Genomic DNA, 24,066 nt, shown 5'->3' on the forward strand with positions numbered 1-24,066 from the left:
CCTCGACTGATCAGGACAACTGGGCCAGGGCCTGGCGAAATGCCGGCGGCAGTTCCTCGCCCATGCGCAGTTGCCCGCCCTGTTGCTGGAAAATCCCCATGCGCGCCAGCCAGGCCTCGAATTCCGGCGCAGCGTGCAGGCCGAGCACCTTGCGTGCATACAAGGCGTCATGGAAGGAGGTGGTCTGGTAGTTGAGCATCACGTCATCCGAGCCGGGAATGCCCATGATGAAGTTGATGCCGGCGGTGCCGAGCAGGGTCAGCAGGGTATCCATGTCGTCCTGATCGGCCTCGGCGTGGTTGGTGTAGCAGATGTCGCAGCCCATGGGCACGCCGAGCAGCTTGCCGCAGAAGTGATCCTCCAGCCCGGCGCGGATGATCTGCTTGCCGTTGTACAGGTATTCCGGGCCGATGAAGCCGACCACGGTGTTGACCAGGAACGGGTTGAAGTGGCGGGCCACTGCATAGGCGCGGGTTTCGCAGGTCTGCTGGTCGACGCCATGGTTGGCGTTGGCCGACAGCGCGCTGCCCTGGCCGGTCTCGAAGTACATCAGGTTGTTGCCCAGGGTGCCGCGCTTGAGGCTAAGGCCGGCTTCGTAGCCTTCCTGCAGTACCTTGAGGCTGACGCCGAAGCTGGTGTTGGCCGCCTCGGTGCCGGCGATGGACTGGAACACCAGGTCCAGCGGCGCGCCACGCTCGATGGCGGCGATGGAGCTGGTGACGTGTGTGAGCACGCAGGACTGGGTGGGAATCTCGTAGCGCTGGATCACTGCATCGAGCATCTCCAGCAGGGTGCACACCGCGCTCATGCTGTCGGTGGCCGGGTTGATGCCGATCATGGCATCGCCGTTGCCGTAGAGCAGGCCGTCGACCACGCTGGCGGCGATGCCAGCCGGGTCGTCGGTCGGGTGATTGGGCTGCAGGCGGGTGGACATGCGCCCGCGCAGGCCCTGGGTGTTGCGAAAACGGGTGACCACGCGGGTCTTTTGCGCCACCAGCACCAGATCCTGAATGCGCATGATCTTCGACACCGCCGCGACCATCTCCGGCGTCAGGCCGGGGGCCAGCGCTTTGAGGCTGGCCTCATCGGCGGCATCGCTGAGCAGCCAGTCGCGAAACCCGCCTACCGTGAGGTGGCTGACCGGGGCGAAGGCCTGGGCGTTATGAGTGTCGATGATCAGGCGGGTGACTTCGTCGCTTTCATAGGGGATCAGTGCCTCCTGCAGGAAGTGCTTGAGCGGCACCTCGGCCAACGCCATCTGCGCGGCGGCGCGCTCGGCGTCGCTGCTGGCGGCGACCTCGGCCAAGTAGTCGCCGGAGCGCGCCGGCGTGGCCTTGGCCATCAACTCGCGCAGGCTGTCGAAGCGCCAGTTCAGGTTGCCGATAGTATGGGTGAAGCTAGCCATATCAATCCTCCCGGGCACCTCTAAAAACTACCTCGGCTTTGGCTTCCTGCGTCGCTCTACCTCCTGCATCCATGCAGTCGTGCGTTGTCATCGCCGCGTTGAAAACAACCTCAGAATGCTCATTTACAGCTCGTAAACTGCGCATCTTCGGCTGTTTTCGCCTTGCGCTGACTGCCTCGCCTACGTTTTTAAAGGCGCCCTCATTGTCGTGGGCCTTTCAGCGCAGGGAGCGTTCGGCGGCCTGGATGGCGGCGAACTCTTCCTCCGGTGTGCCGGACACCAGGTGGTGACGGCTGTACAAGGCGAAATAGGCGATGAACAGAGCGTAGATGACCGCCGCACCGATCACGACCCGTGGGTCGACCAGGAAGCCGGCGACCAGCGCCACCGCTGCCAGCACCAGGGCCACCGAGGAGGTCAGCACACCACCCGGAGTCCGGTACGGACGCGGCATGTCCGGGCGGCGGATGCGCAGGGTCACGTGGGCGGCCATCATCAGCACATAGGAAATGGTCGCACCGAACACCGCCACCAGGATCAGCAGGTCGCCCTGGCCGCTCAAGGACAAGCCAAAGCCGATAATCCCAGGCACGATCAGTGCCAACACCGGGGCTTTGTTACGGTTGGTCAGCGACAGGCTGCGTGGCAGGTAGCCGGCGCGCGACAGGGCGAAAATCTGCCGCGAGTAGGCGTAGATGATCGAGAAGAAGCTGGCGATCAGCCCGGCCAGGCCGACCAGGTTGACGAACTGGCTCATCCAGGTGGAGCCGCCGTAGACCTTGTCCAGCGCCTCGACCAGCGGGTTGCCCGAGGCCATCAGCGCCTGCGCACCGGCGCCGCCTGGGCCGACCAGCAGGATCAGGCCGGCGAAGGCCAGCAGCACCAACATGGCGCCGATCAGGCCGCGCGGCAGGTCACGCTTGGGATTCTTGGTTTCTTCAGCGGCCAGCGGCACACCCTCGACCGCGAGGAAGAACCAGATGGCGTAGGGCAGGGCGGCCCAGATACCCAGGTAGCCGAATGGCAGGAAGGCGCTGGCGCCGGTTGCGTCGGTGGCGGGAATGTCGAACAGGTTGGCCACATTGAAGTGCGGCACCATGGCGACGATGAACACGCCCAGGGCGATGGCCGCCACGGCGGTGATGACGAACATCAGCTTCAGCGCCTCGCCGGCACCGAGGATGTGGATGCTGATGAACACCACGTAGAAGATCAGGTAGATGACCCAGCCACCGATGCCGAACAGCGACTCGCAGTAGGCGCCGATGAAGCAGGCGATGGCGGCCGGGGCGATGGCGTATTCGATGAGGATCGCCGTGCCGGTGAGAAAACCACCCCAGGGGCCGAAGGCGGTGCGAGTGAAACCGTAGCCACCGCCAGCGGTGGGGATCATCGAGGACAACTCGGCCAGTGAAAAGCACATGCACAGGTACATGGTGGCCATCAGCAGGGTGGCGATGAACATGCCGCCCCAGCCGCCCTGGGCCAGGCCGAAGTTCCAGCCGGCGTAGTCGCCGGAAATCACGTAGGCCACGCCGAGGCCGATCAGCAGGATCCAGCCGGCGGCGCCCTGCTTCAACTGGCGGTTGGCGAAGTACTCGGCGCTCACCGTTTCCGTTTCCACGCCGCCTGCCGAAGCGTGCGTGGCGAGGGTGTCTTTGCTCATGGGGAAAACTCCTTCACACCTCGCGGCCAGGCCGCGAGATGCTGTTGTCAGGGGAATGGCAGATCAGAAGAACCCCAGCGGGTTGATGTCGTAGCTGACCAGCAGGTTCTTGGTCTGCTGGTAGTGGTCGAGCATCATCTTGTGGGTTTCACGCCCGACCCCGGACTTCTTGTAGCCGCCGAAGGCAGCATGCGCCGGGTACAGGTGGTAGCAGTTGGTCCACACACGACCAGCCTTGATGGCACGGCCCATGCGGTAGGCGACGTTCATGTCGCGGCTCCACACGCCGGCGCCGAGGCCGAACTCGGTGTCGTTGGCAATCGCCAGGGCTTCGGCTTCGTCCTTGAAGGTGGTCACGCCGATCACCGGACCGAAGATTTCTTCCTGGAACACGCGCATCTGGTTGGTGCCCTTGAGCAGTGTGGGCTGGATGTAATAACCGCTGGCCAGGTCGCCTTCGAGTTTTTCCGCCGCACCGCCGGTCAGCACCTGCGCGCCTTCCTGCTGGGCGATCTCCAGGTAGCTGAGGATCTTGTCGAACTGCTGCTGCGAAGCCTGGGCGCCGACCATGGTCTCGGTGTCCAGCGGGTTGCCACGCTTGATCTGCTTGACCTTCTTCATCACCTCGACCATGAAGGCGTCGTAGATCGACTCCTGCACCAGGGCGCGCGACGGGCAGGTGCACACCTCGCCCTGGTTGAAGAAGCCCAGCACCAGACCTTCGGCCGCCTTCTCGATGAAGGCCGGCTCGGCGTTCATGATGTCGGCGAAGAAGATATTCGGGCTCTTGCCGCCCAGCTCGACAGTGGACGGAATGATGTTCTCGGCCGCGCATTTCATGATGTGCGAGCCCACCGGGGTGGAGCCGGTGAAGGCGATCTTGGCGATGCGCTTGCTGGTGGCCAGCGCTTCACCGGCCTCGCGGCCGAAGCCCTGGACGATGTTGAGCACGCCCGGCGGCAGCAGGTCGCCGATGATTTCCACCAGCAGGGTGATGGACAGCGGCGTCTGCTCGGCCGGCTTGAGCACGATGGCGTTGCCGGCGGCCAGGGCCGGCGCGAGTTTCCAGGCGGCCATCAGCAGCGGGAAGTTCCACGGGATGATCTGCCCGACCACGCCCAACGGCTCGTGGAAGTGGTAGGCCACGGTGCCGTCGTTGATCTCGGCGGTGCTGCCTTCCTGAGCGCGGATGCAGCCGGCGAAGTAGCGGAAGTGATCGGCGGCCAGCGGCACGTCGGCGTTCAGCGTCTCGCGTACGGCCTTGCCGTTGTCCCAGGTTTCGGCCACGGCCAGCAGTTCGAGGTTGGCTTCGATGCGGTCGGCGATCTTCAGCAGGATGTGCGAACGCTCCTGCACGCTGGTACGGCCCCAGGCATCGGCGGCGGCATGGGCGGCGTCCAGTGCCTTGTCGACGTCGGCGGCATTGGAACGGGGGAATTCACCGATCACCGAAGCGTCGACCGGGCTGGTATTGGTGAAGTACTGGCCGCTGAGCGGGGCCACGAACTCGCCGCCGATGTAGTTGCCGTAGCGCGGCTTGAGGGTGACGACGGCACCTGGGGTACCGGGTTTGGCGTAAATCATGAGCGTTCTCCGAAACGATGTTGTTGTAGTTGTACGTAGCAGGTGAGCTGACGTTCAGCCTGGGTCGATCATGAGCCGATTTCATCAGCGCAACTTGACCGAGGGAGCGACACGCTGTCGTGCAAAGTCAACTTGCTGGAGCCGTGCGTCGGTTGTGTCGTAATGGGTCAAGTCGCTCGCATCGTTCTGGTGCGCATGTTTCAAAATGACTCACTCGTTGACGGCGGTGCTCGCTGCTGGAGCGCAGAGGCCCCGGAGAGTGGACTGCGCGCTGCATGACTGTGCGGGCGTGTTTCTTGCTTTCGCAAACGCACTGTCACGAAGGAGGACCTGATGAGTTCCTTTCTCTCTCAGGCCGGGGGTGCGCTCGGTGCCTCGCTTCTGTCCGGCGCTCCGGCCAATGCGGGGGTGCTGGCCGCGGCGGCGAGCGGCCTGTGCGGTTTCATCGAGAAGCATGGTGGTGATCCGGATCGTATCCTCGGCATATCCGGCATTGACCCCGAGTGCCTGCGCCACCCGACCCTGAGCCTGGCGCTGCCCAATTACTGTCAGGTGCTGGAAGAGGCCGCGCACCAGTCCGGCTGCGACAATTTCGGTTTGTACTATGGCCAGCAGTTCAAGCCCCAGGCGCTCGGCCTGCTGGGCTATATCGGCTTGTGCTCGGCGACCCTGGAGCAGGCGCTGATCAACTTCTCCCGCGCCTTCCCGTTGCACCAGCGCAACAGCCTGATCCGCCTGGTCGACGAGGGCGAGTGCTACCGCTTCGACTATCAGGTGCGCCACGGTGCCATCCTCAGCCGTCGCCAGGACGCCGAGTTGACCCTGGGCATGGCCCTCAATCTGGTGCGCCATGTACTCGGTCCGCAGTGGGCGCCGCGTGCGGTGCACTTCGAGCACCCACGTCCGGAACACTGGCACGAGCACTGTAAGGTGTTCGATGCGCCGGTGTACTTCGAGCAGCCGTGCAATTCACTGCTGATTCCCAAGCGCGGCCTCGACCGCGCCATGCCGGACAGCGACCCGGTGCTGTTGATGGTTATGCAGGACTCGCTGAACCAGATCAGCGCTCTGTGCGGGCGCGGTGAACGCGACATGGTCAACGACGTGCGCGAGCAGATCCGCCAGCGCCTGCTGTATGGCGAGCCAGCGCTGGAGGATGTTGCGGAAATGCTGGGCATGGCCAGTTGGTCGCTGCAGCGGCGCCTGCGCGAGCAGGGTCTGAGCTTCTCGCAACTGGTGGACAACGTGCGCCGCGAACTGGCCAACCGTTACCTGCGTCAACCGCAATTGCCCATCTCGCACCTGGCGCCGCTGCTCGGCTATTCGGAAACCAGTGCCTTCTCGCGCGCCTTCCGCCGCTGGTTCGGCGTCAGCCCACGGCAGTGGCGGCGCGAGGGTGGCTCGCTGAACTGAGATCAGTAGGCGGCGCGAATGGCCGTCGGGTCGTAGCCCTGAATGATCTGGCCGCGCATGTCGAGCACCGGGATGCCGCGGCCGCCGATGGCATCGTACTGCCGCCGGCCGATGGCGTCCTTCTCGATGTCCACCTCGCGGTAGGCGATGCCGTCACCCTGCAGCAGCTCGCGAGTCTTGGCGCAGTAGCCGCACCAACTGGTGGCATAGAGCACGATCTCGCCACTGGCGTTGCCGGCCTGCGGCGGGTTCAGCCAGCGGTCGAGCTTGCCCCAGTTCTGCCACAGGGCCAGGGCGGCGAGGATCAGCAGAATCTTCTTCATCGTATGGGATCCTTGTGCGCCGAAGCGGCTTGCAGTTCGGCCAGGCTGAAGGGGGCCGGGCGATCCGGCCAGTTCAGGTGGAGTCTTTCCAGTTCACGTGCCAGCAGGCTGGCGACCAGCAGATCGCGTAGCCAGCGCTTGTGCGCGGGGATTACATACCAGGGGGCGTCGGCCTTATGGCTGGCACTCAATAGCCTGCTCCAGCGTAGCTTGCGTTCGTCGAACTGGCGATGGGTGCGCAGGTCGCTGATCTTGAGCTTCCAGCGCTTTTCCGGCTGCTCCAGACGCTCGACCAGGCGCCGGTATTGTTCGGCCCGGTCGATCTGCAGATAGCACTTGAGCATGACGATGGAACGGGCAGGCAACTGATCCTCGAATGCTCTCAATTCGGCCAGGCGCGCCGGCAGTTCTTCCTCACTGCACAGACCATCGAGCGGATCGCAGATCAGCGCCTCGTAGTGGCTGCGGTTGAACACGCCGAGCATGCCTGCTGCCGGCAGGCGCTGGCGATAGCGCTGCAGGAAATGCTGCTGGCGTTCCTGGGCCGTGGGGGCCTGAAAACCGTGCACCGCGACGCCCTGTGGATCGAAGGCGCTGACCACATGGCTGATGACACTGTCCTTGCCACTGCAATCCGGCCCCTGTAGCACCAGCAACAGGGCCTGGCGCCGGTTGGCCCAGAGGCGCCGCTGTTGCTCCTGCAGCCAGGGTTTGAGCCGCGCCAGGCGCGCCTTGGCTGCATGCTTGTCGAGGCCGAAGGTACGCGCGGGGTCGCCGGCCAGCGGGGCATCTGGCTGGCAGAGGCAAGCATCGAGCCACTCGTCCGCCAGGCGCGTATCCATGTCAGTCCTGACGACGCTTGAGCTGATCCTTCAACTGGGTCGGCAACTGGCGAATGATCAGCATGTCGCGGCCCTCGTCGTACTCGATCTTCGAGCCCAGCAGGTGCGCCTCGAAACTGATCGACAGACCTTCGGCGCGACCGGTGAAGCGCTGGAACTGGCTCAGGGTACGTTTGTCCGCCGGAAATTCCGGGGCCATGCCGTAATCCTTGTTGCGGATGTGTTCGTAGAAGGCCTTGGGGCGTTCCTCGTCGATCAGCCCGGAGAGTTCTTCCAGGGTGATGGGTTCGCCCATCTTGGCCTGGCTACTGGCGTAGCCGACCAGGGTCTTGGTCTTCTCGCGGGCCTGCTCCTCGGGCAGATCCTCGCTCTCCACGAAATCGCTGAAGGCCTTGAGCAGAGTACGGGTCTCGCCTGGGCCGTCGACCCCTTCCTGGCAGCCGATGAAGTCGCGGAAGTAGTCCGAGACCTTCTTGCCGTTCTTGCCCTTGATGAAGGAGATGTACTGCTTGGACTGCTTGTTGTTCTGCCACTCGCTGATGTTGATGCGTGCGGCCAGGTGCAGTTGGCCGAGGTCGAGATGCTTGGCCGGAGTCACGTCCAGCGCGTCGGTCACCGCCACGCCCTCGCTGTGGTGCAGCAGGGCGATGGCCAGGTAGTCGGTCATGCCCTGCTGGTAGTGGGCGAAGAGCACATGGCCGCCGGTGGACAGGTTGGATTCTTCCATCAGCTTCTGCAGGTGTTCCACGGCCTGGCGGCTGAAGGCGGTGAAATCCTGCTCGTTATCGAGGTAGGCCTTGAGCCAGCCGCTGAAGGGGTAGGCGCCGGACTCCTCGTGGAACAGACCCCAGGCCTTGCCCTGCTTGGCGTTGTAGCTCTCGTTGAGATCGGCCAGCAGGTTTTCCATGGCTTGCGAGGTGGCCAGCTCGCTGTCGCGGGCGTGCAGCACGGCAGGGCTGCCGTCGGGCTTCTTGTCGATCAGGTGGACGATGCAGTGACGGATCGGCATGGGGTCTTCGGTCTTTGGCGGGTTCGCGATGGGGTTGGCGGCATGGCCGGGCGAGTGAGTGCTCGCGCCGCGGCTGCAGCGGTATGGGCGAAGTCTACCTGACATCGGCACGAGATGCCGGGGGGCGCTAGGGCTGGGTGAATCTTTGCTGGCTAATTGCCGTCATCTGCAGTGATAGATCTCTATTTTCTGCAAAAAATACGGTTTTGGATTCGCGTGATGGCGTAACTCGGGCTAGCGTCTTTCACGTCCACGCGACGCAGTAAAGGGACGCACCGCGGTGGCGCCACAAGCGTTGCCGCCTTTCTCGATCTCCAGATATGGATTGGAGGATTACATGCGCAACAAGACCCATAATCGCCGTCTACTGGGTGCCGCCTTGCTGGCGGCAATTTCCGGGCAGGCCACTGCGGCCAAGGGGCCCGATGTCACCGAGCTGTTCGATCAGTTCTGGAGCCCGACCCGGCCCGGGGCGGCGGAGTGTCGCTCGGGTGTGCTCAGTGCAACGCCGCTGTTGTTGCCGCGCTGCATGCAGGCGGCCAACAGCATGACCCACCTGCAGATGTTCAATGACATCGCCCTGGCCAACGGCGGCAACCGTGCTGCTGGCCTGCCCGGTTACCAGCGCTCGCTCGACTATGTGCAGGCGACGCTGGAAAGCGCCGGCTACCAGGTCAGCCGCCAGGCCTTCCCATTCAGCGCGTTCTACCCCCAGGGCCCCGGCGTGCTGCAGAGCCTGGCGCCGACCCCGGCGCAGTTCGAGTGGGAGGTGGACTTCACCTACCTGTCGCAGACCGATGCCGGCGACGTCAGCGCACCCGTGGTGGCGGTGGACATCGCCCTGGGCGAGGGCAACCAGTCCAGCAGTGGCTGCGAGGCAGAGGATTTCGCCGGCTTCCCGGCTGGCTCCATCGCCCTGCTGCAGCGCGGTACCTGCAACTTCCAGATCAAGGCCGAGAACGCCGCCGCCGCCGGTGCCGTTGGCGTGGTGATTTTCAACCAGGGCGACAACGAGGAGCGCAAGGGTCTGCTCAGCGCCACCCTGGGTGACGCCTATTCCGGCGGCATTCCGGTGCTGTTCAGCACCTATGACGTGGGCGTGAGCCTGGCGCAGACGGCCGAGCAGCAGGTGCGCATGGTCACCAACGTGTTGCGCGAGCGAACCCAGACCTACAACCTGGTGGCCGAGAGCAAGCGCGGCAACGCGGGCAACGTGGTGATGCTGGGCGCGCATCTGGATTCGGTGGCTGAGGGGGCCGGCATCAACGACAACGGCTCGGGCAGCGCTGCGCTGCTGGAGCTGGCCGTGCAGATGGCCAAGGCCAAGCCGAAGAACAAGCTGCGTTTCGCCTGGTGGGGCGCCGAGGAGTCGGGGTTGGTGGGTTCGACCTACTATGTCAACCAGTTGCCCGATGAGGAAAAGGCGAAGATCAAGGCGTATCTGAACTTCGACATGATCGCCTCACCGAACTTCGCCTATTTCGTCTATGACGGCGACGGTTCGGACTTCGGTCTGCAGGGCCCGCCCGGCTCGGCGGCGATCGAGCGTCTGTTCGGCGAGTATTACCGCCTGCGCGGTCTGCCGTTCGAGGGCGACGAGATCAGCTTCCGTTCCGACTATGCGCAGTTCTTTACCGATGGCATCGCCTTCGGCGGGCTGTTCACCGGGGCCGAGGTGGTCAAGTCCGAAGAGCAGGCCAGCCGTTATGGCGGCACTGCGGGCGAGGCCTTCGATCCGTGCTATCACGAAGCCTGCGATAACCTGAACAACCTCGATCTGCGTGCGCTGGAGGTCAACGGCGATGCCATGGCATTCGTCGCCAGTTGGCTGGCGCTGTCCACCAAGATCGTCGATGACGAGATCGCCGCTGCCCAGGACTCGCGCATGCTCAAGCGTAGCGTCCAGGCCTACGACATCACCCATTGGGGCAAGCACTGGGTCAAATAGCGTCGTTTGCCGTGCTGGGAAAGAAAGCCCGCGATCGATTCGCGGGCTTTTTCATGGTCGCTTGCCCGAAGCTAGCTGCGGTGGTCAGGGCTCGGCACCACCGAGGCGAAGGCTTCGTGGCCATCATCGCGCCGCTGCTGCAGGGCGCGCAGCCGCTCGATCACGTAGCGCACGTGCAAGTGCAGCTCGTAGAGCTGGTTGGAGTACGACAGCGGCACTTCCACCGCTGCCAGTTCGTCTTCCATCTTTTCCAGGCGCTCGATCTCGCTGTCCAGCTCGTCCGGCAGGGAGCCGGCGTGCAGCTTGCGGTCGATCTCGCGCAGGTACTTGTACCAGCGGTAGATGCGCGCGCGGATGCGCCACTGGTAGATCGGCCCGACGGCCTTGAACAGCGGGATCATCACCACGATCAGCGGGATCAACAGGATGATGTAGCGGTCGGCCAGCGAGGCGATGCGAAACGGCAGGTAGCGCTGCAGGATCGGCAGGCCCTTGGCGTAGTAATGCTCGGCATCCTTGTGCAGCTCGAAGGTGCGCGGCTCGGCGCTGGGGAAGGTGCCGGCGGCGTCGAGCAGGGTGCCGTTCTTCATCACCTCGCGGCTGGCATCGAGAAACAGCGGCACCAGGCCGGGGTTGAAGTCGTCGTTGACCACCAGGGTGGCCACCGGGGCCAGGGTGACGATATCGCGATCCGGCGCATTGCTGGCCAGGTCGAGCAGGCCTTCGCCGACCTTCACCTGATTGAAGAAGGGCAGGCGCGCCTCGTAGGCGGCGGCGCGGCGAAAGTGCGCCAGGGCGATATCCGGGTTGGCTGCCAGTTGCTGCACCAGGGCGTTTTCCGCCGGGCCGACGAAGAAGGCGGCGTCCAGCTCGCCGGCCATCAGCGCACGAGCGGCCTTGCCGCCGCCGAGGCTCTGCCAGGTGTCGGGATACTGCTCGGGAAGGATGGCGTTGGCGCCGAGAATGGCGTCGCTGGCCGCACGGGTGCCGCTGCCTGCGCCACCCAGGCCGAGGCGCAGCGGCAGCAGATCGGCGATACGATCCAGGCTGACAGCGCGGCGGTAGAACAACCACAAGGGCTCCTGATAGATCGCTCCCAGGCTCTGCAACTGGTGCTGCGCGTCGGGCGCCAACTGACGCTCCAGGCCGCTCTGTACCAGGGCGATCTGCACCTCGGGATCCTTGGCCAGCAGGCGTTGCAGGTTGTCGCGCGAGCCGGAGGTGGGCACCAGGTTCAGCTCGAAGCCTTCCTTGGCCAGCTCCTCCTTGAGGCGCTCGGCGAACTGCTGATAGGCGCCGCCCTGGGCGCCGGTGGCCATGCTGGCGCTCATCGGCGGTGGCGGTGCGACGAACTGGAACAGCGCCCAGACCAGGCCAGCCACCACCGGGACTATCCACAGGTTGGCCAGGATCATGATTTTCAGATCATTGAGTACGCGGCGCATGAGGCTTCCTTTCGGCGGGTTCCATGCAAGGATAGAACCCCACGCGCCTCCAGGTCATCCGTAGGGTGGATGACGCTCTTTCATCCACCATCAGGCTTGCGCGGAGGATCGTTACGCCAGCGCCTTGTGCCTGGCGCGCAGATGATCGATCAGCAGCAAGGCGCCGAGCAGCGCCACGGCATAGAGGGCATCGCTGCCGAGCATCGCCAGCACCGCTGCACAGAGCAGCGCACTGAGCCCGGCCAGCAGGCGCCAGACGCCACGCAACAGCACCCAGCCCGCCGCCATGCTGAGCAGGTAGATCAGCACGAAGTTGCCGTTGGCGTAGCGGATCAGGTCATCCACCGACAACTGTAAGGTGGCCGAGAGCACGGCGCACAGCGCGCAACTGAGCACCACCAGCAGCAGCGCCTTGCCGGGTACGCCCTGACGGTTGCGCACGGCCAGCGTTGCGGGCAGGCGACCTTCATCGGCCAGGCTCCAGATCAGCCGGGCGAAGCCCTGGATATACACGTTCATCGAAGCGAAACAGGCTAGGTAGCCCAGCACCGTCACCAGCACGCGCGCCTGCTCGCCCAGCAGTTGCTCGAACAGACGCGGCAGGGCGGTGGTGTCGCTGTGCACGTCACCGTAGGTGGCAAAACTCAGCACCGCCACCGAACAGGCCCAGTACACCAGGCCGGCCAGCAGCACACCGAGCAACAGTGCCAGAGGGAAGTCCCGTTCCGGGTGTTTGAATTCCTCGCCCAGGTGAGTGAAGGCCTCGATGCCGACGAAGCACCAGAACATCACCCCCAGCGCCGCTGGCAGCAAATGCCATTGGCTGTCCATTGCGGGCAATAGCGGCTGGTCGGCATGGGGCAGATCACCGATCCACCAGATCAGCGCCACGCTGGCGACGATGGCCACGGCGATCAACCCCTGCAGCAGGCCTGACGCCTTCGGCGGGCGCTGGCCGAGCAGGAGGATGGCGGCCAAGGTGGCCAGTTCTATGGCCAGCAGGCCGGCACGGTCGAGGTCGAACAGGGCCAACCAGAAGCCGCTGGCGATATGCAGCGCAGCAGGCAAACCGACGGGCAGCACGGCGAGAAACAGCAAGGCGCTGACGCTCTCCATGCGCAGGCCAAAGGCGCGGCCGATCAGGTGCGGTGCGCCACCGGCATGGGGGAAGCGCCTACCCAACTGGGCGAAGGTGAAGGCCACCGGCAGCACCAGAGCAATGAGGATCATCCAGGCCCATAGCGACGCCTCGCCTGCCGCCGTGGCCGCCAGGGCCGGCACCACGAAGATGCCAGTGCCGAGCAGCGAGGTGCTGAGCAGGGCGACGCCCTGCAGCAGGCCCAATTCCTTGTTCAGTCGACTCATGGGGTATGCTCTCGCCTTTGCAGAAGCCGCTATGGTAAGGCGCCGCCCGAGTGCAGGCCGTCGCCTTTCACCGACGAAATGGCGGTTCTTCCCGTCAACCCGATTGCCGCCCGAGAAACACCTCCGTGGACAAGTTCGATCGCCAGATCCTCGCCCTGCTGCGCAGCGACGCGCGCACCTCCGTCAGCCAGATCGCCCGTGAGGTCAACCTTTCCCGCTCGGCGGTCAGCGAGCGCATTCGCCACCTGGAGCAGAGCGGAGTGATTCGTGGTTATCACGCCCAGGTCGCAGTGCCGGGCGAGGGCGGGGTCAAGGCCTTCCTCGAGCTTTTCTACCAGAACGCCCGTTGCCAGGATTACGTTGAGCGCATGCGCGAATACCCGGAAATCCGCCACTGCAGCGGCATCAGCGGCGAGACCGACATGCTGGTGCTGGTGGAGGCGCCAAGCATGGCGCGCCTGAGCGAAGTACGCGCGGCCATCGAAGCCTTCCCGCAGATGCAGCGGGTCAAGACCCATATCGTCGTGCAGGAGTGGCCGCTATGACCCTGCGCGTCCTGCACAGCTCCGACTGGCACCTGGGCCAGCACTTCATGGGCAAGACCCGCCAGGCCGAGCACCAGGCCTTTTGCGCCTGGTTGCTGGAACAGGTACGGGTACATGAAGTAGACGTGCTGCTGATCGCCGGCGACGTATTCGATACCGGCGCGCCGCCCAGCTACGCCCGAGAGCAGTATTACCGTCTGGTCGTCGAGCTGCGCGACGCCGGCTGTGCTCTGGTGGTGCTCGGCGGCAACCACGATTCACCGGCGATGCTCGGCGAGAGCCGCAGCCTGCTGGCACAACTGGGCACCCAGGTGGTGCCGGGCGTGGGTGTCGATCTGGCCGATCAGGTGCTGGTGCTGAAGGATCGCGCAGATCAGCCAGGTGCCATCCTCTGTGCCATTCCCTTTATCCGCCCACGTGACGTTCTGGCAAGCCAGGCCGGGCAGAGCGCGCAGGACAAACAGCAATCGCTGCAGCAGGCCATTGCCGAGCACTACCGGGCGCTGCACGAGCTGGCGCTGCGCAAGCGCGAGGAACTGGGCCAGGCGCTGCCGATCATCGCCACCGGCCACCTCACCACCGTCGGCGCCAGCGCCAGCGAATCGGTACGGGAAATCTACGTCGGCAGCCTGGAGGCCTTCCCCACCAGCGCCTTCCCCCCAGCCGACTACATTGCCCTCGGGCATATCCACCGCCCGCAGAAGGTCGGCGGCCTGGAGTATATCCGCTACAGCGGCTCGCCCATTGCCCTGTCCTTCGATGAAGCACGCCAGCAGAAGGAAGTGCTGCTGCTGGAGTTCGGCACTGCTGCCTTGCAATCGATCACGCCACTGCCCGTACCGGTGTTCCAACCCATGGCCAGCCTGCGCGGCTCGCTCAAGGAACTGGCCGATGCCATCGCCGAGGTGGCCAAGCAGGGCACACCCGAACGGCCCGTATGGCTGGAAGTGCAAGTAAGCACTGACGACTACCTGAGCGATCTGCAAAGCCACATCAACGCCCTGTGCGAAGGGCACCCCGTCGAAGTGCTACGCATCCGCCGCGAGCGCGGCAACGCCACGGCCAGCCTGGCCAGCGAAGCACGGGAGACATTGGATGAGCTGAGCGTGGAGGACGTCTTCACCCGCCGCTTGCAGCAGGAGGCGTTGGAGGAAGAGGATTCGCTGCGTTTGCAGGGGTTGTATCGGCGGGTGTTGGAAAGACTGGGGGATCGAGGAGCAGGTTGAATGGCGAGCTGACCCCCGTTCAAGCAATATCATAGCGAGGCTTTACGTTGCCAGGCGCTGGTCGGTCGGGAAATTCTTAAAGGGAGAGTGGCGGTGCGAAGATTCATGAGGGGCATGCTGACGATTGATGCATTGGCACGTGAAGCCAATGCCTTTGCTGAAAGGGAGAGTATCTATGATGAGCCTTTGCTGTTCGGTATTACCGATGGCAAGGCTATAGGCACCTATATCGAGCATAAATTTACAAGTTACCTGGCGGAACATTACGACTATGAGATGGGCAACTCGGCTTCAGGTATCGATATCCCCGGGCTGAATGTCGATATCAAAGTGACCAGCGTAAGGCAGCCTCAATCATCCTGCCCTTTCAGATCTGCCTCTCAGAAGATCTATGGTCTGGGCTATCACCTTTTGATCTTCGTATACGCAAAGTGCGATGACCACCTCAACAAGACCGCACGCCTGGATATGCAGCATGTAGTTTTTGTCGAGCAGTCCCGGACAGCCGACTATCAGACGACCCGAGGCCTGTTGAACATTCTCGAACGAGGTGGCAACGAGGATGATATCGTGGCCTTCATTTTTGAGCGCAATCTGCCAGTGGAAGAAATAGAAGCCTATCGGTTGGCTGAGCAGATCATGCGCGAGCCTCCCGCTGAAGGTTCGTTGACCATTTCCAATGCCATGCAGTGGCGCTTGCAATATGGTCGGGTAATTCAGCAGGCGGGTGCTGTAGATGGCGTATGGCGGGTCAGATGACCGGGTAGGGCTGCGCTGGGTGGCTGTGCGACGACATGCAGGAGGCCAATCGTCGCCGAACTCCAAAGACGAATTGAAAACTGAAACGCCAGAGAGTGCGGGATGAAAGCTGTTGAGTTGTTTGCAGGTATAGGCGGATTCAGGATTGCCTGCGATGAATTAGGCCTGGAGACCGTCTGGGCGAACGATATCGACCCCAAGGCGTCACGGGTATACAGGGATAGATTCGGCCCCGAAGTGCACGTCGAGGGCGATATAGCAACGCTGGTGGACAGCGTACCGGATCATGATCTGCTGACGGCCGGCTTTCCCTGCCAGCCTTTCTCCAGCGCCGGGAAGAAACTGGGCATCGAGGATGTCAGGGGCACGTTGTTCGAGAAAATCGTCTGGGTGCTGAACAAGAAGAAGCCAAGATATTTTGTTTTGGAAAACGTCAAGCGCCTGCTCTCCATGGACAAGGGAGCGCACTTTGCAACCATTCTCGATGCGCTCTCTGATCTTGGTTATTTCGTCGAATGGCGTCTTCTCAATGCCGTCGATTTCAGTCTGCCACAGAATCGCGAGCGTATCGTGATCATTGGGCACCTGGACAAGGCGCCTCTCACCTATCTGTGCACCGAACAGGATCTTTCCGGGTTGACCGACAGGCAGATGGCACAGGTGGGTAACCCGGACAGGTGGAGTGACATACGCGACCATTCGGCGAAGTTCCTCAACTGGGGAATGGCCCTAGAGGGACGCTTCTGCCACGCCAATATCGAGTCTTTCTCCGAGAGCAAGCCTTTTGTGAAACTGGATTCGGTATTGGAAAGATCGCCCGACAGGAGTTTTTTCTTTACCGAGGACACTCTGGCTCGGATCAGGAACAGCGAAGTCGTCAATCGTTACTTCAATGGTGTCGAGATTCTCTATAACCAAAAAGGTGGGGCGCGCATGGGCTACTCGATTTTTGGTACCTCAGGTGTGGCACCTACTTTGACCTGCACGACCAGCCGGCACTACGAGCGTTACAAAGTGGGGAATGAATTCAGACGATTGACGAATGTGGAATATGCCAGGATCCAGGGTTTTCCCGATCATCATTGCCAGGGCATTACCCGCTACGATCAGTATTCTTTGTATGGCAATGCGGTGCCGCCGCAACTAGTCAAGTGGGTGATCGCAAGGCTGTTGCAGGGGGCCGGTCGCAGGCTGGACTCAAGGGCGCTCCAGTGTGAGTTGTTATAGTTCTGTCTGCAGGCCTTGGCAGTAGCGCCCAGAACCGAGTGTGTCAGGCCGGTGTAGCCTGGGTAGAGCGCAGCGAAACCCAGGGGAGATTCGATGGGTTTCGCGTTGCTCTACTCATCCTACGTTGCTTCATTTCTGCCAAGGCCGAGTCGCGTCAATATTTCATGCCAATAGTGATGTGGAAACCACGAGCACTGATCATGGCGCATGGTGAAATCATCAGGAATGGAGCCAGCGACTTCCTGGCTCTGTCATTCAAATGGCTGGCGTGAGCAGCCCGGTATCAAACCTAGTTAGTGGTTCCCAGGTTCGAGCAATATGTACAACTGCAAAGGAGTCGTCGATGTCACAGGACGTGTTTTTCCCCCGAGTGGAAACCGAGCGCTTGATACTCAAACCCTTGCTGCCATCTGACGCCCCAGGGCTGTTGGCGATCTTCTCCGATGCGGAGGTCATGCGTTATTGGAATACGGCCCCCTGGGCCGATGTTCAGGAGGCCATCGCATTCATCGAGAAGAGTAATGAGTCAATGCGAGGTCAACAGTCACTTGTGCTTGGAATATGGCTGAGGTCTACCGATGAACTGGCAGGGAAATGCATGTTGTTCAGCTACGATAAGGCCTCCAGACGTGCTGAGATAGGTTTCGGGTTGGCACGTTCTTGTTGGGGACGAGGCTATATCAGCGAGGCCGGAGAGGCGTTGATTCAGTATGGCTTCGATTCACTGGGGCTTCGCCGTATCGAGGCAGAGATCGACCCGGCGAACCAGGCTTCGGCAAAAGCGCTGGGGAAACTCGGCTTTTCCCACGAGGGCCTGTTGAGGCAGCGTTGGGAGGTCAATGGCGTCGTCTCTGACTCTGCAATCTATGGGCGACTGCTAAGTGATCATCCAGCGCGGCATGGTTAGGCAAAGCGCGTTACAGGCGCGTGATTGCAGCCTCGGGTAACCCCAATGAATCTTCTAACCTCCTCCTGGGCCCACGCCTGGTCAGATCTTGGCCTGCAGCCACCGCCAGGTCTGTTCGAGCAGCTCGTCCGTGCCTACGAGGAACCCCAGCGGCACTATCACTCGTTGCAGCACCTGCGCGAGTGCCTTGGCCACTTCGAGCAGGCTCGGCATCTGGCGCAGCAGCCGGGCGAGGTGGCTATCGCGCTCTGGTTTCACGATGCCATCTACGATGTGCGTGGCAAGGACAATGAGCGGCGTAGCGCGGACTGGGCCATCGAGACGCTGGCGGCTGCTCAGGCCGATCAGGCGACGCTCGCGCGGGTCGAGCAACTGATCATGGCCACCCGGCATGACGCAACACCAAGCGTCGCGGATGAGCAGTTGCTGGTGGATATCGACCTGGCCATTCTCGGGGCCGCGCCGGAGCAGTTTGCCGAATACGACGCCCAGGTGCGCGCCGAGTACGCCTGGGTGCCGGGCTGGGTGTACCGCATGAAGCGGCGCAGCGTGCTCAAGGGCTTTCTGGCGCGCCCTCGGCTATACAACACGCAGCATTTCAGGCAGCGCTATGAGGCACAGGCGCGAATCAACCTGGCAGGTGCTATCGGCTAAGCGCTACCGACACTGAGCAGGCCACTCCATGTGCAGCATGGCTTATAAAGGCTGAGAGCTCTCGCGCCAGGCGTTCTATGCTGTGATCGAGGGCTTTCTGATTGGGGAGCGAAAGTGCCGTGATCAATATGTTGGCGCGCTCGCTGGATCCGTTGCTGGGTGTACCTGAGGCGACACGACAGGCGTTCGAGGAGTGGTATCGGCAGGCCAAGATTGCGCAGATTCGTTACGTCGCTTTCCTGACCATGGTGCTGTACCTGATCTACGCCGGCATCGAGCAGAACGTGGAGAGCGATCAGCCGTTTGCGCGATTGCTCATCCATGCACTGCTGGTGCCCGGTGCGCTGCTGGCCATCGGCTTGCTGAGCTTTTACCCCAGGCGGCAGTCCTGGATGCTGGGCCTGCTGACGGTGGCTCCGATCGTGTCGGTGGTGGCCAATCTCTACTTCAACTTCGGTACGCCGCGCTTTGCCCTCTATGCGCCGGAAATCTATCTGAACCTGATGTGGACCTTCGCCATCTCGGGTTTGGCGCTGAAGCGGGCCATGGGCACCTCGCTGGTGTCGCTGGCAGCGATTCTGCTGGTCACCCTCGAGGACTCGCTCGCGCCTGGCCCACAGCGGTTGCACCTGATCTGGATACTGGCGTCGTTCTCCTTCGGCCTGCTCAGCGCCATCATGCTGGAGCGGGCACACAAGCTGATGTTCCTGCATCAGGGCAGCCTGGAGCGGAGTGCCAACCTCGACAGCTTGACCGGCTTGTGGAACCGCTCCTGCACGCAGCGCTTTCTGGCCGATGAGGTGGAGCGCGCCAATCGCTATGGCACTCGCTTTTCCGTGGTGCTGATCGATATCGATCACTTCAAGCAGGTCAACGATACCCATGGGCATGCCGTGGGTGACAAGGTGCTGTGCCAGTTCGCCGCCTTGCTGCGCGACAGCGTGCGGGTGGTGGACAGGGTCGGGCGGCTGGGCGGCGAGGAATTCCTCATCCTCTTGCCGGAGATCGGCGCACGTCAGGCGCAATTGGCGGTAAAGGCGTTGCAACGGCGTATCAATGGCTTCGAGTTCGATACCGTGCAGAGCAAGACGGCCAGCTTCGGCATCGCCGAGTATCGAGCGGGTGAAAGCGCCGATAACCTCATGCTGCGCGCCGATCAGGCCTTGTACCGCGCCAAGGCGGCAGGCCGTGATTGCATCGAGGTGCTGTGAATCCAGCGCAGAGCGATAGAACTCGGGTGCCGGGCCGACCTCGAACAGGCATAAGAAGCGTTATCGAGCAGAGGCTGCCATGCACTTACCTTCACTCAAGATTGCCATTTCCCTGACTGTGCTGCTGGCCTGCGCCGCATGCAGCGGCACGCCTGAGCGAACGACGGCAGGTGCTGTCACGGACGGATGGCTGGGCCGCTGGAGCGGGCCTGAAGGCACCTACCTGGAGATCACCGGTACGCCCGATGACTACCGTCTGACCATTGCCAACCTCGACGGCCCACGGCGTTTCGTCGGGCGTGCGCAGGGAGCGCAGATCGTCTTCGTGCGTGATGGCGTGGTCGAGACCCTCACGGCCACCGATGGCGAAGCCACCGGGATGAAATGGTTGCAGGACAAGCACAACTGCCTGACCGTGCGCAGCGGCGAGGGCTATTGCCGCGACTGAATCCTCGCTTGGATATGCCAGAATGACCGCCTTCAACGGCTTACGACCTGTGCATGAAAATCCTCAGCCTGCGCCTCAAGAACCTCAATTCCCTCAAGGGCGAATGGAAGATCGACTTCGCCGCCGAGCCCTTCGCCGGCAGCGGCCTGTTCGCCATCACCGGGCCGACTGGCGCCGGCAAGACCACCTTGCTCGACGCCATCTGCCTGGCCCTGTATCACCGCACGCCGCGCATGAGCACGCTGTCGGCCAGCGGCAACGAACTGATGACCCGGCACACCGCCGACTGCCTGGCGGAGGTCGAGTTCGAGGTGAAGGGGCAGGGCTACCGCGCCTTCTGGAGCCAGCGCCGCGCGCGCGACAAGATCGACGGCGCGCTGCAGGCGCCCAAGGTGGAGCTGGCGCGTATCGCCGATGGCGAAATCCTTACCGACAAGATCCGCGAGAAGGAACATCTCACCGCCGAGCTGACTGGCCTGGATTTCGAGCGCTTCACCAAGTCCATGCTGCTGGCCCAGGGCGGTTTCGCCGCCTTTCTCGAAGCCAATGCCAACCAGCGCGCCGAACTGCTGGAGGAACTGACCGGCACCGAGGTCTACGGGCAGATTTCCCAGCAGGTCTATGAGCGCACCAAGGCCGCCGAACAGGCACTGGGCCTGCTGAAAAGCCGCGCCCAGGGCATGGAGCTGCTGGACGAGGCGCAGCGCAGCGAATTGCAGGCCGAAGCCGAACGCCTGGCGCAGGAACAGGCACCGCTGCTTGCCGAGCAACAGGCGCTGCTGGCGCAGCAGCGCTGGCGGGAGGCGTTGCAGCGTGCCGAGCAGCAGGCCGCCGAGGCCACACAAGGGCTGGAGCGGGCCCAGCAGCGCCAGGCCGCTGCGGCCAATGATCTGCAGCGCCTGGCCGCCAGCGAGCCTGCCGCGCGCCTGCTGCCGCTGCACCAGGCCTGGCAGCAGGCGCAGCACGACAGTCAGCAGGCCGAGCGAGCTTTGCTTGAGCTGCGTGAGCAAATGCAGGCGTGCGCCGAGCGTGAACGCCAGGCGCTGTGGCAGGCCTGCCGTCATGCGGCGCACTGGCGTGAGCAGCGCCAGGTGGCGCTGACCCAGGTGCAGCACCAGCACGGCGAGGTGCAGGCATGGCTGAGTGAACGCAGCCAGCATGCACGCCTGGGCGGGTTGCTCAGCGGTTGGGACGAGCGCTTCACGCAACGGGCCAAGGCCGAGCAGGCACTGCAGACTGCGCAAGCGCGACTGGACGAATCCAGCGCGCAGCTCGCCACCTTGCAACGCCAGCGTGAGGAGCAGGGCGCGCGCCTGGCGCAGGCTCAGCAGCAGGTGCAGCAGGCGCGCGATGCCGAGGCGCGGCAGCAGGCAAGCATGCAAGACCTGTTGGGTGAGGCAGGAGAGGCCGGCTTGCGCCAGGACTGGCAGCGCCTGCAAGCACGCAGCCGAGTGTTCGACCGCCTGCAGCAATTGGCGCAGAGCCGTGAGGCTCTGAACGCCCAACTGGCCGAGCTGCCGCCGCGCCTGGCCGAGTTGCAGCGCCAGCAGGCGTACAAGAACACCGAGATCAACGCCCTGCGCGAGCGCTACAAGGCACTCAAGCAGCAGGTCACCGACAAGGAAAAGCTGCTGGAGCAGGAGCAGCGCATTCAGGATCTGGAGGCGTATCGTGCCCGTTTGCAACCGGGCGACGCCTGCCCCCTGTGCGGCTCGCACGAGCATCCGGCGATCAGTCAATACCAGGCGCTGAACGTCTCCGCCACCGAACAGGCCCTGGCGCAATGCCGCAGCGAACTGAGCGAGCTGGAGAACCAGGGTGCCAACCTGCGTGATGAGCTGACCCGCCTGGCCGCGCAGATCGAACAGGTGCAGCAGCAACAGGCTCAGGCCCAGGCGCAGTTGCAGCCGCTGGATCAGCAGTGGCAGCAGCAACTGCGCGAGCATGACATCCGCCTGCAAGGTGCCGCCGAACTGAGCCACCTGCAACAGCAGCACGAGCAGCAACTGGCCGCACTGCAAGCACGCCTGGAGGCCGTGCAGGCGCAGCAGACTGAGCTGCAGCGCATGGGCGAGCAGCGCCAGAGGGCCGAGCGCCAGCAGGCCGAGGCGCAACAGCAGCAGGCCTTGCTCGATCGCGATATCGCCAACACCCAGGCGCGCCTCACCGAGCAACAGGCGCATCTCGGCCAGCTCCAGGCCGAGCAGGCGCAGCAGGCCCAAGCGCTGCTGGCCAGCCTGGAGGGCTTCGCCAGCGAGCTGCCCGCCGATGGCGAGGGCTGGTTGGCGCAGCAGAAAGCCAACTGGCTGGCCTGGCAGAATGCGCAGGCGCGCCAGCAGCAGTTGCACGAGAGTGAACGCGAGGCGCAGCGGCAACTGGACGAAGCCCAGGCGCAGGCCGAGCAATGGCAGCAACGCTGGCAGGACGCAGGCGCACCGAGCCTGGAGGAACCCGCAGCGACGGCCAACCCACAGCAGGCTCTGGGCGAGGCAGCCGAGCGGCTGGCCGCGAGCCAGCGTGAACGCGACGGTCTGGCTGGCAGCGAGCAGGCTCAGGTGGCGTTGCTGGAACGCCTGCAGCTACGTCAGGAGGAGTGCCGGCAGGCCTGGCAGCAGGCGTTGACGAGCAGTCCCTTCGCCGATCAGGCGGCGTTCGAGGCTGCCGTGCTGAGCGAAGACGAACGCCAGCGGCTGACGGCGTTCAAGGCCGAACTGGAGCGCGCCCACACCCAGGCCACGACCTTGCTGGCCGCAGCTCAGGCCGAGGTGCAGCGCTTGCAGGCCGAACCGCAGACCCCCTTGGGCCTGGCCGAGCTGACCGAGCAGATTGAGGCCTTGCAGGCGCGTTTGCGCAGCCTGAGCGAACGCCAGGGCGAGCTGCGCGCGCAGTTGCAGGCCGACGATGCGCGGCGCAGCAGCCAGCAGGCGCTGTTCGCCGAGATCGATGCGCAGGCCGACGAACATGCCCTGTGGCAGCAGCTCAACGGATTGATCGGTTCGGCCGATGGCGCCAAGTTCCGCAAGTTCGCCCAGGGCCTGACCCTCGACCACCTGATCCACCTGGCCAACCGCCAACTGACGCGCCTGCATGGGCGCTACCAGTTGGCGCGCAAGGGCAGCGGCGAGCTGGAGCTGGAGGTACGCGACACCTGGCAGGCCGACGTGGCGCGCGACTGCCGCACGCTGTCCGGTGGCGAGAGCTTTCTGGTCAGCCTGGCGCTGGCCCTGGCGCTGTCGGATCTGGTCAGCCACAAGACCAGCATCGATTCGCTGTTTCTCGACGAAGGTTTCGGCACCCTCGATGGCGAAACGCTGGAGGTGGCGCTGGATGCCCTGGACAACCTCAATGCCAGTGGCAAGACCATCGGCGTGATCAGCCACGTCGAGGCGATGAAGGAACGTATTCCCGTACAGTTGCGGGTGCACAAGGGCGTCGGCCTCGGCTACAGCCGGCTCGATGCGCGTTTTGCGGTGAAGGAAGGAGCATGATCATGCTGATGCGAGCGAAGGATTCCACCCTGCTGCTGATCGATCTGCAGGAGCGTCTGCTGCCGGCCATCGACGGCGGCGCGGCGGTGGTCGAGCAGGCCGCCTGGCTGGTACAGGTGGCGCAGCGGCTCGACGTGCCGGTGATCGCCACCGAGCAGTACCCCAAGGGACTGGGCACCACCGCAGCGGAACTGCGCGCGCTGCTGCCGGACGTGGGGCTGCGCGAGAAGATTCATTTTGCCGCCACCGCAGGCGCTGGGGTGTTCGACCTGCCCGGCGGCGAGCGCCAGCAGTTCATCGTTTGCGGCACGGAAACCCACGTCTGCGTGCTGCAGACAGTGCTTGGTCTGCTGGCGGCGGGGCGCGAGGTGTTCGTGGTGGACGAGGCCGTTGGCTCGCGCCGCCTGCGCGACAAGGCTCTGGGCCTGGCGCGCATGGAGCGCGCCGGGGCAGTGATCGTGTCGCGTGAGATGGTCGCCTTCGAGTGGCTGGAGCAAGCCGGCACCGAGACGTTTCGCGAGGTCAGCCGGGCCTTTATCCGCTGAGCCGGACGTAGCCCGGATGAAATCCGGGGATACCCCAGCAAACGCGATGACGAACA

The 24,066-nt window shown here is 63.7% G+C and carries 20 protein-coding genes; 12 read left to right on the top strand and 8 right to left on the bottom strand.

Annotation, left to right across the window (positions count from 1 at the left end; all coding sequences use genetic code 11):
* Positions 1–10: 10 nt before the first annotated feature.
* The 3 genes from OU800_RS05205 to exaC form a co-directional block, all read right to left on the bottom strand.
* Complete coding sequence (locus OU800_RS05205) at positions 11–1,405, bottom strand: ethanolamine ammonia-lyase subunit EutB (protein WP_268181725.1); 1,395 nt, start codon at positions 1,403–1,405, stop codon at positions 11–13.
* 217 nt (positions 1,406–1,622) lie between these two features.
* The gene (gene eat, locus OU800_RS05210) at positions 1,623–3,071 is read right to left on the bottom strand and encodes an ethanolamine permease (protein ID WP_268181727.1); all 1,449 of its coding nucleotides are present in this window, start codon (positions 3,069–3,071) and stop codon (positions 1,623–1,625) included.
* Between the two features lie 63 nt (positions 3,072–3,134).
* Positions 3,135–4,655 (bottom strand): acetaldehyde dehydrogenase ExaC, encoded by a 1,521-nt coding sequence (gene exaC, locus OU800_RS05215; RefSeq protein WP_268181728.1) that lies wholly within the window; start codon positions 4,653–4,655, stop codon positions 3,135–3,137.
* Positions 4,656–4,988: 333 nt separating this feature from the next.
* On the opposite strand from exaC, the gene qhpR reads away from it, so the two are divergent.
* The gene (gene qhpR, locus OU800_RS05220) at positions 4,989–6,068 is read left to right on the top strand and encodes an AraC-like transcriptional regulator QhpR (RefSeq protein WP_268181730.1); all 1,080 of its coding nucleotides are present in this window, start codon (positions 4,989–4,991) and stop codon (positions 6,066–6,068) included.
* Between the two features lie 2 nt (positions 6,069–6,070).
* Here the strand turns inward: qhpR and OU800_RS05225 are convergent, their stop codons facing one another.
* The 3 genes from OU800_RS05225 to yejK are packed head-to-tail and all read right to left on the bottom strand — an operon-like array spanning position 6,071 to position 8,242.
* Entirely contained in the window at positions 6,071–6,391 is a 321-nt protein-coding gene (locus OU800_RS05225; protein WP_268181732.1) for a glutaredoxin family protein, read from the bottom strand.
* Complete coding sequence (locus OU800_RS05230; protein ID WP_268181733.1) at positions 6,388–7,233, bottom strand: polyphosphate kinase 2 family protein; 846 nt, start codon at positions 7,231–7,233, stop codon at positions 6,388–6,390. The genes OU800_RS05225 and OU800_RS05230 overlap by 4 nt, the downstream gene beginning before the upstream one ends.
* A 1-nt stretch (position 7,234) precedes the next feature.
* Positions 7,235–8,242, bottom strand: coding sequence for a nucleoid-associated protein YejK (gene yejK / locus OU800_RS05235; protein WP_268181735.1), 1,008 nt, complete (start codon positions 8,240–8,242; stop codon positions 7,235–7,237).
* Positions 8,243–8,579: 337 nt separating this feature from the next.
* Between yejK and OU800_RS05240 the strand changes: the two genes are divergently transcribed.
* Complete coding sequence (locus OU800_RS05240) at positions 8,580–10,190, top strand: M28 family metallopeptidase (protein ID WP_268181736.1); 1,611 nt, start codon at positions 8,580–8,582, stop codon at positions 10,188–10,190.
* 71 nt (positions 10,191–10,261) lie between these two features.
* Here OU800_RS05240 and OU800_RS05245 read toward each other — a convergent pair whose 3' ends face one another.
* Complete coding sequence (locus OU800_RS05245; protein WP_268181738.1) at positions 10,262–11,635, bottom strand: TAXI family TRAP transporter solute-binding subunit; 1,374 nt, start codon at positions 11,633–11,635, stop codon at positions 10,262–10,264.
* A 111-nt stretch (positions 11,636–11,746) separates the two neighbouring features.
* Entirely contained in the window at positions 11,747–13,000 is a 1,254-nt protein-coding gene (gene yjeH / locus OU800_RS05250) for an L-methionine/branched-chain amino acid transporter (RefSeq protein WP_268181740.1), read from the bottom strand.
* 125 nt (positions 13,001–13,125) lie between these two features.
* Here yjeH and OU800_RS05255 point away from each other — a divergent pair, with 125 nt between their 5' ends.
* From OU800_RS05255 to OU800_RS05300, 10 genes are all read left to right on the top strand, one after another.
* Positions 13,126–13,545, top strand: coding sequence for an Lrp/AsnC family transcriptional regulator (locus OU800_RS05255; protein ID WP_268181742.1), 420 nt, complete (start codon positions 13,126–13,128; stop codon positions 13,543–13,545).
* Positions 13,542–14,771 (top strand): exonuclease subunit SbcD, encoded by a 1,230-nt coding sequence (sbcD, locus tag OU800_RS05260; RefSeq protein ID WP_268181744.1) that lies wholly within the window; start codon positions 13,542–13,544, stop codon positions 14,769–14,771. Before OU800_RS05255 ends, sbcD begins: the two co-directional genes overlap by 4 nt.
* Positions 14,772–14,885: 114 nt before the next feature.
* Entirely contained in the window at positions 14,886–15,530 is a 645-nt protein-coding gene (locus OU800_RS05265) for a hypothetical protein (RefSeq protein ID WP_268181746.1), read from the top strand.
* Between the two features lie 102 nt (positions 15,531–15,632).
* Positions 15,633–16,757 carry a DNA cytosine methyltransferase gene (locus tag OU800_RS05270; protein WP_268181748.1) on the top strand — a complete coding sequence of 375 codons (1,125 nt, stop codon included), beginning with the start codon at positions 15,633–15,635 and terminating at the stop codon, positions 16,755–16,757.
* A 343-nt stretch (positions 16,758–17,100) separates the two neighbouring features.
* Positions 17,101–17,664 carry a GNAT family N-acetyltransferase gene (locus tag OU800_RS05275; protein ID WP_268181750.1) on the top strand — a complete coding sequence of 188 codons (564 nt, stop codon included), beginning with the start codon at positions 17,101–17,103 and terminating at the stop codon, positions 17,662–17,664.
* 45 nt (positions 17,665–17,709) lie between these two features.
* Positions 17,710–18,318 (top strand): HD domain-containing protein, encoded by a 609-nt coding sequence (locus tag OU800_RS05280; protein ID WP_268181752.1) that lies wholly within the window; start codon positions 17,710–17,712, stop codon positions 18,316–18,318.
* A 128-nt stretch (positions 18,319–18,446) separates the two neighbouring features.
* Positions 18,447–19,529 (top strand): GGDEF domain-containing protein, encoded by a 1,083-nt coding sequence (locus OU800_RS05285; RefSeq protein WP_268184198.1) that lies wholly within the window; start codon positions 18,447–18,449, stop codon positions 19,527–19,529.
* Positions 19,530–19,608: 79 nt separating this feature from the next.
* Complete coding sequence (locus tag OU800_RS05290) at positions 19,609–19,977, top strand: hypothetical protein (protein ID WP_268181754.1); 369 nt, start codon at positions 19,609–19,611, stop codon at positions 19,975–19,977.
* Between the two features lie 53 nt (positions 19,978–20,030).
* On the top strand, positions 20,031–23,465 hold the full coding sequence (locus OU800_RS05295) for an AAA family ATPase (RefSeq protein ID WP_268181755.1): 3,435 nt from the start codon (positions 20,031–20,033) through the stop codon (positions 23,463–23,465).
* A 2-nt stretch (positions 23,466–23,467) separates the two neighbouring features.
* Positions 23,468–24,010: an isochorismatase family protein gene (locus tag OU800_RS05300; protein ID WP_268181757.1), complete on the top strand. Its 543-nt coding sequence runs from the start codon at positions 23,468–23,470 to the stop codon at positions 24,008–24,010.
* Positions 24,011–24,066: the final 56 nt, after the last annotated feature.

This window comes from Pseudomonas sp. GOM7, from assembly GCF_026723825.1.
GTDB lineage: Bacteria > Pseudomonadota > Gammaproteobacteria > Pseudomonadales > Pseudomonadaceae > Aquipseudomonas.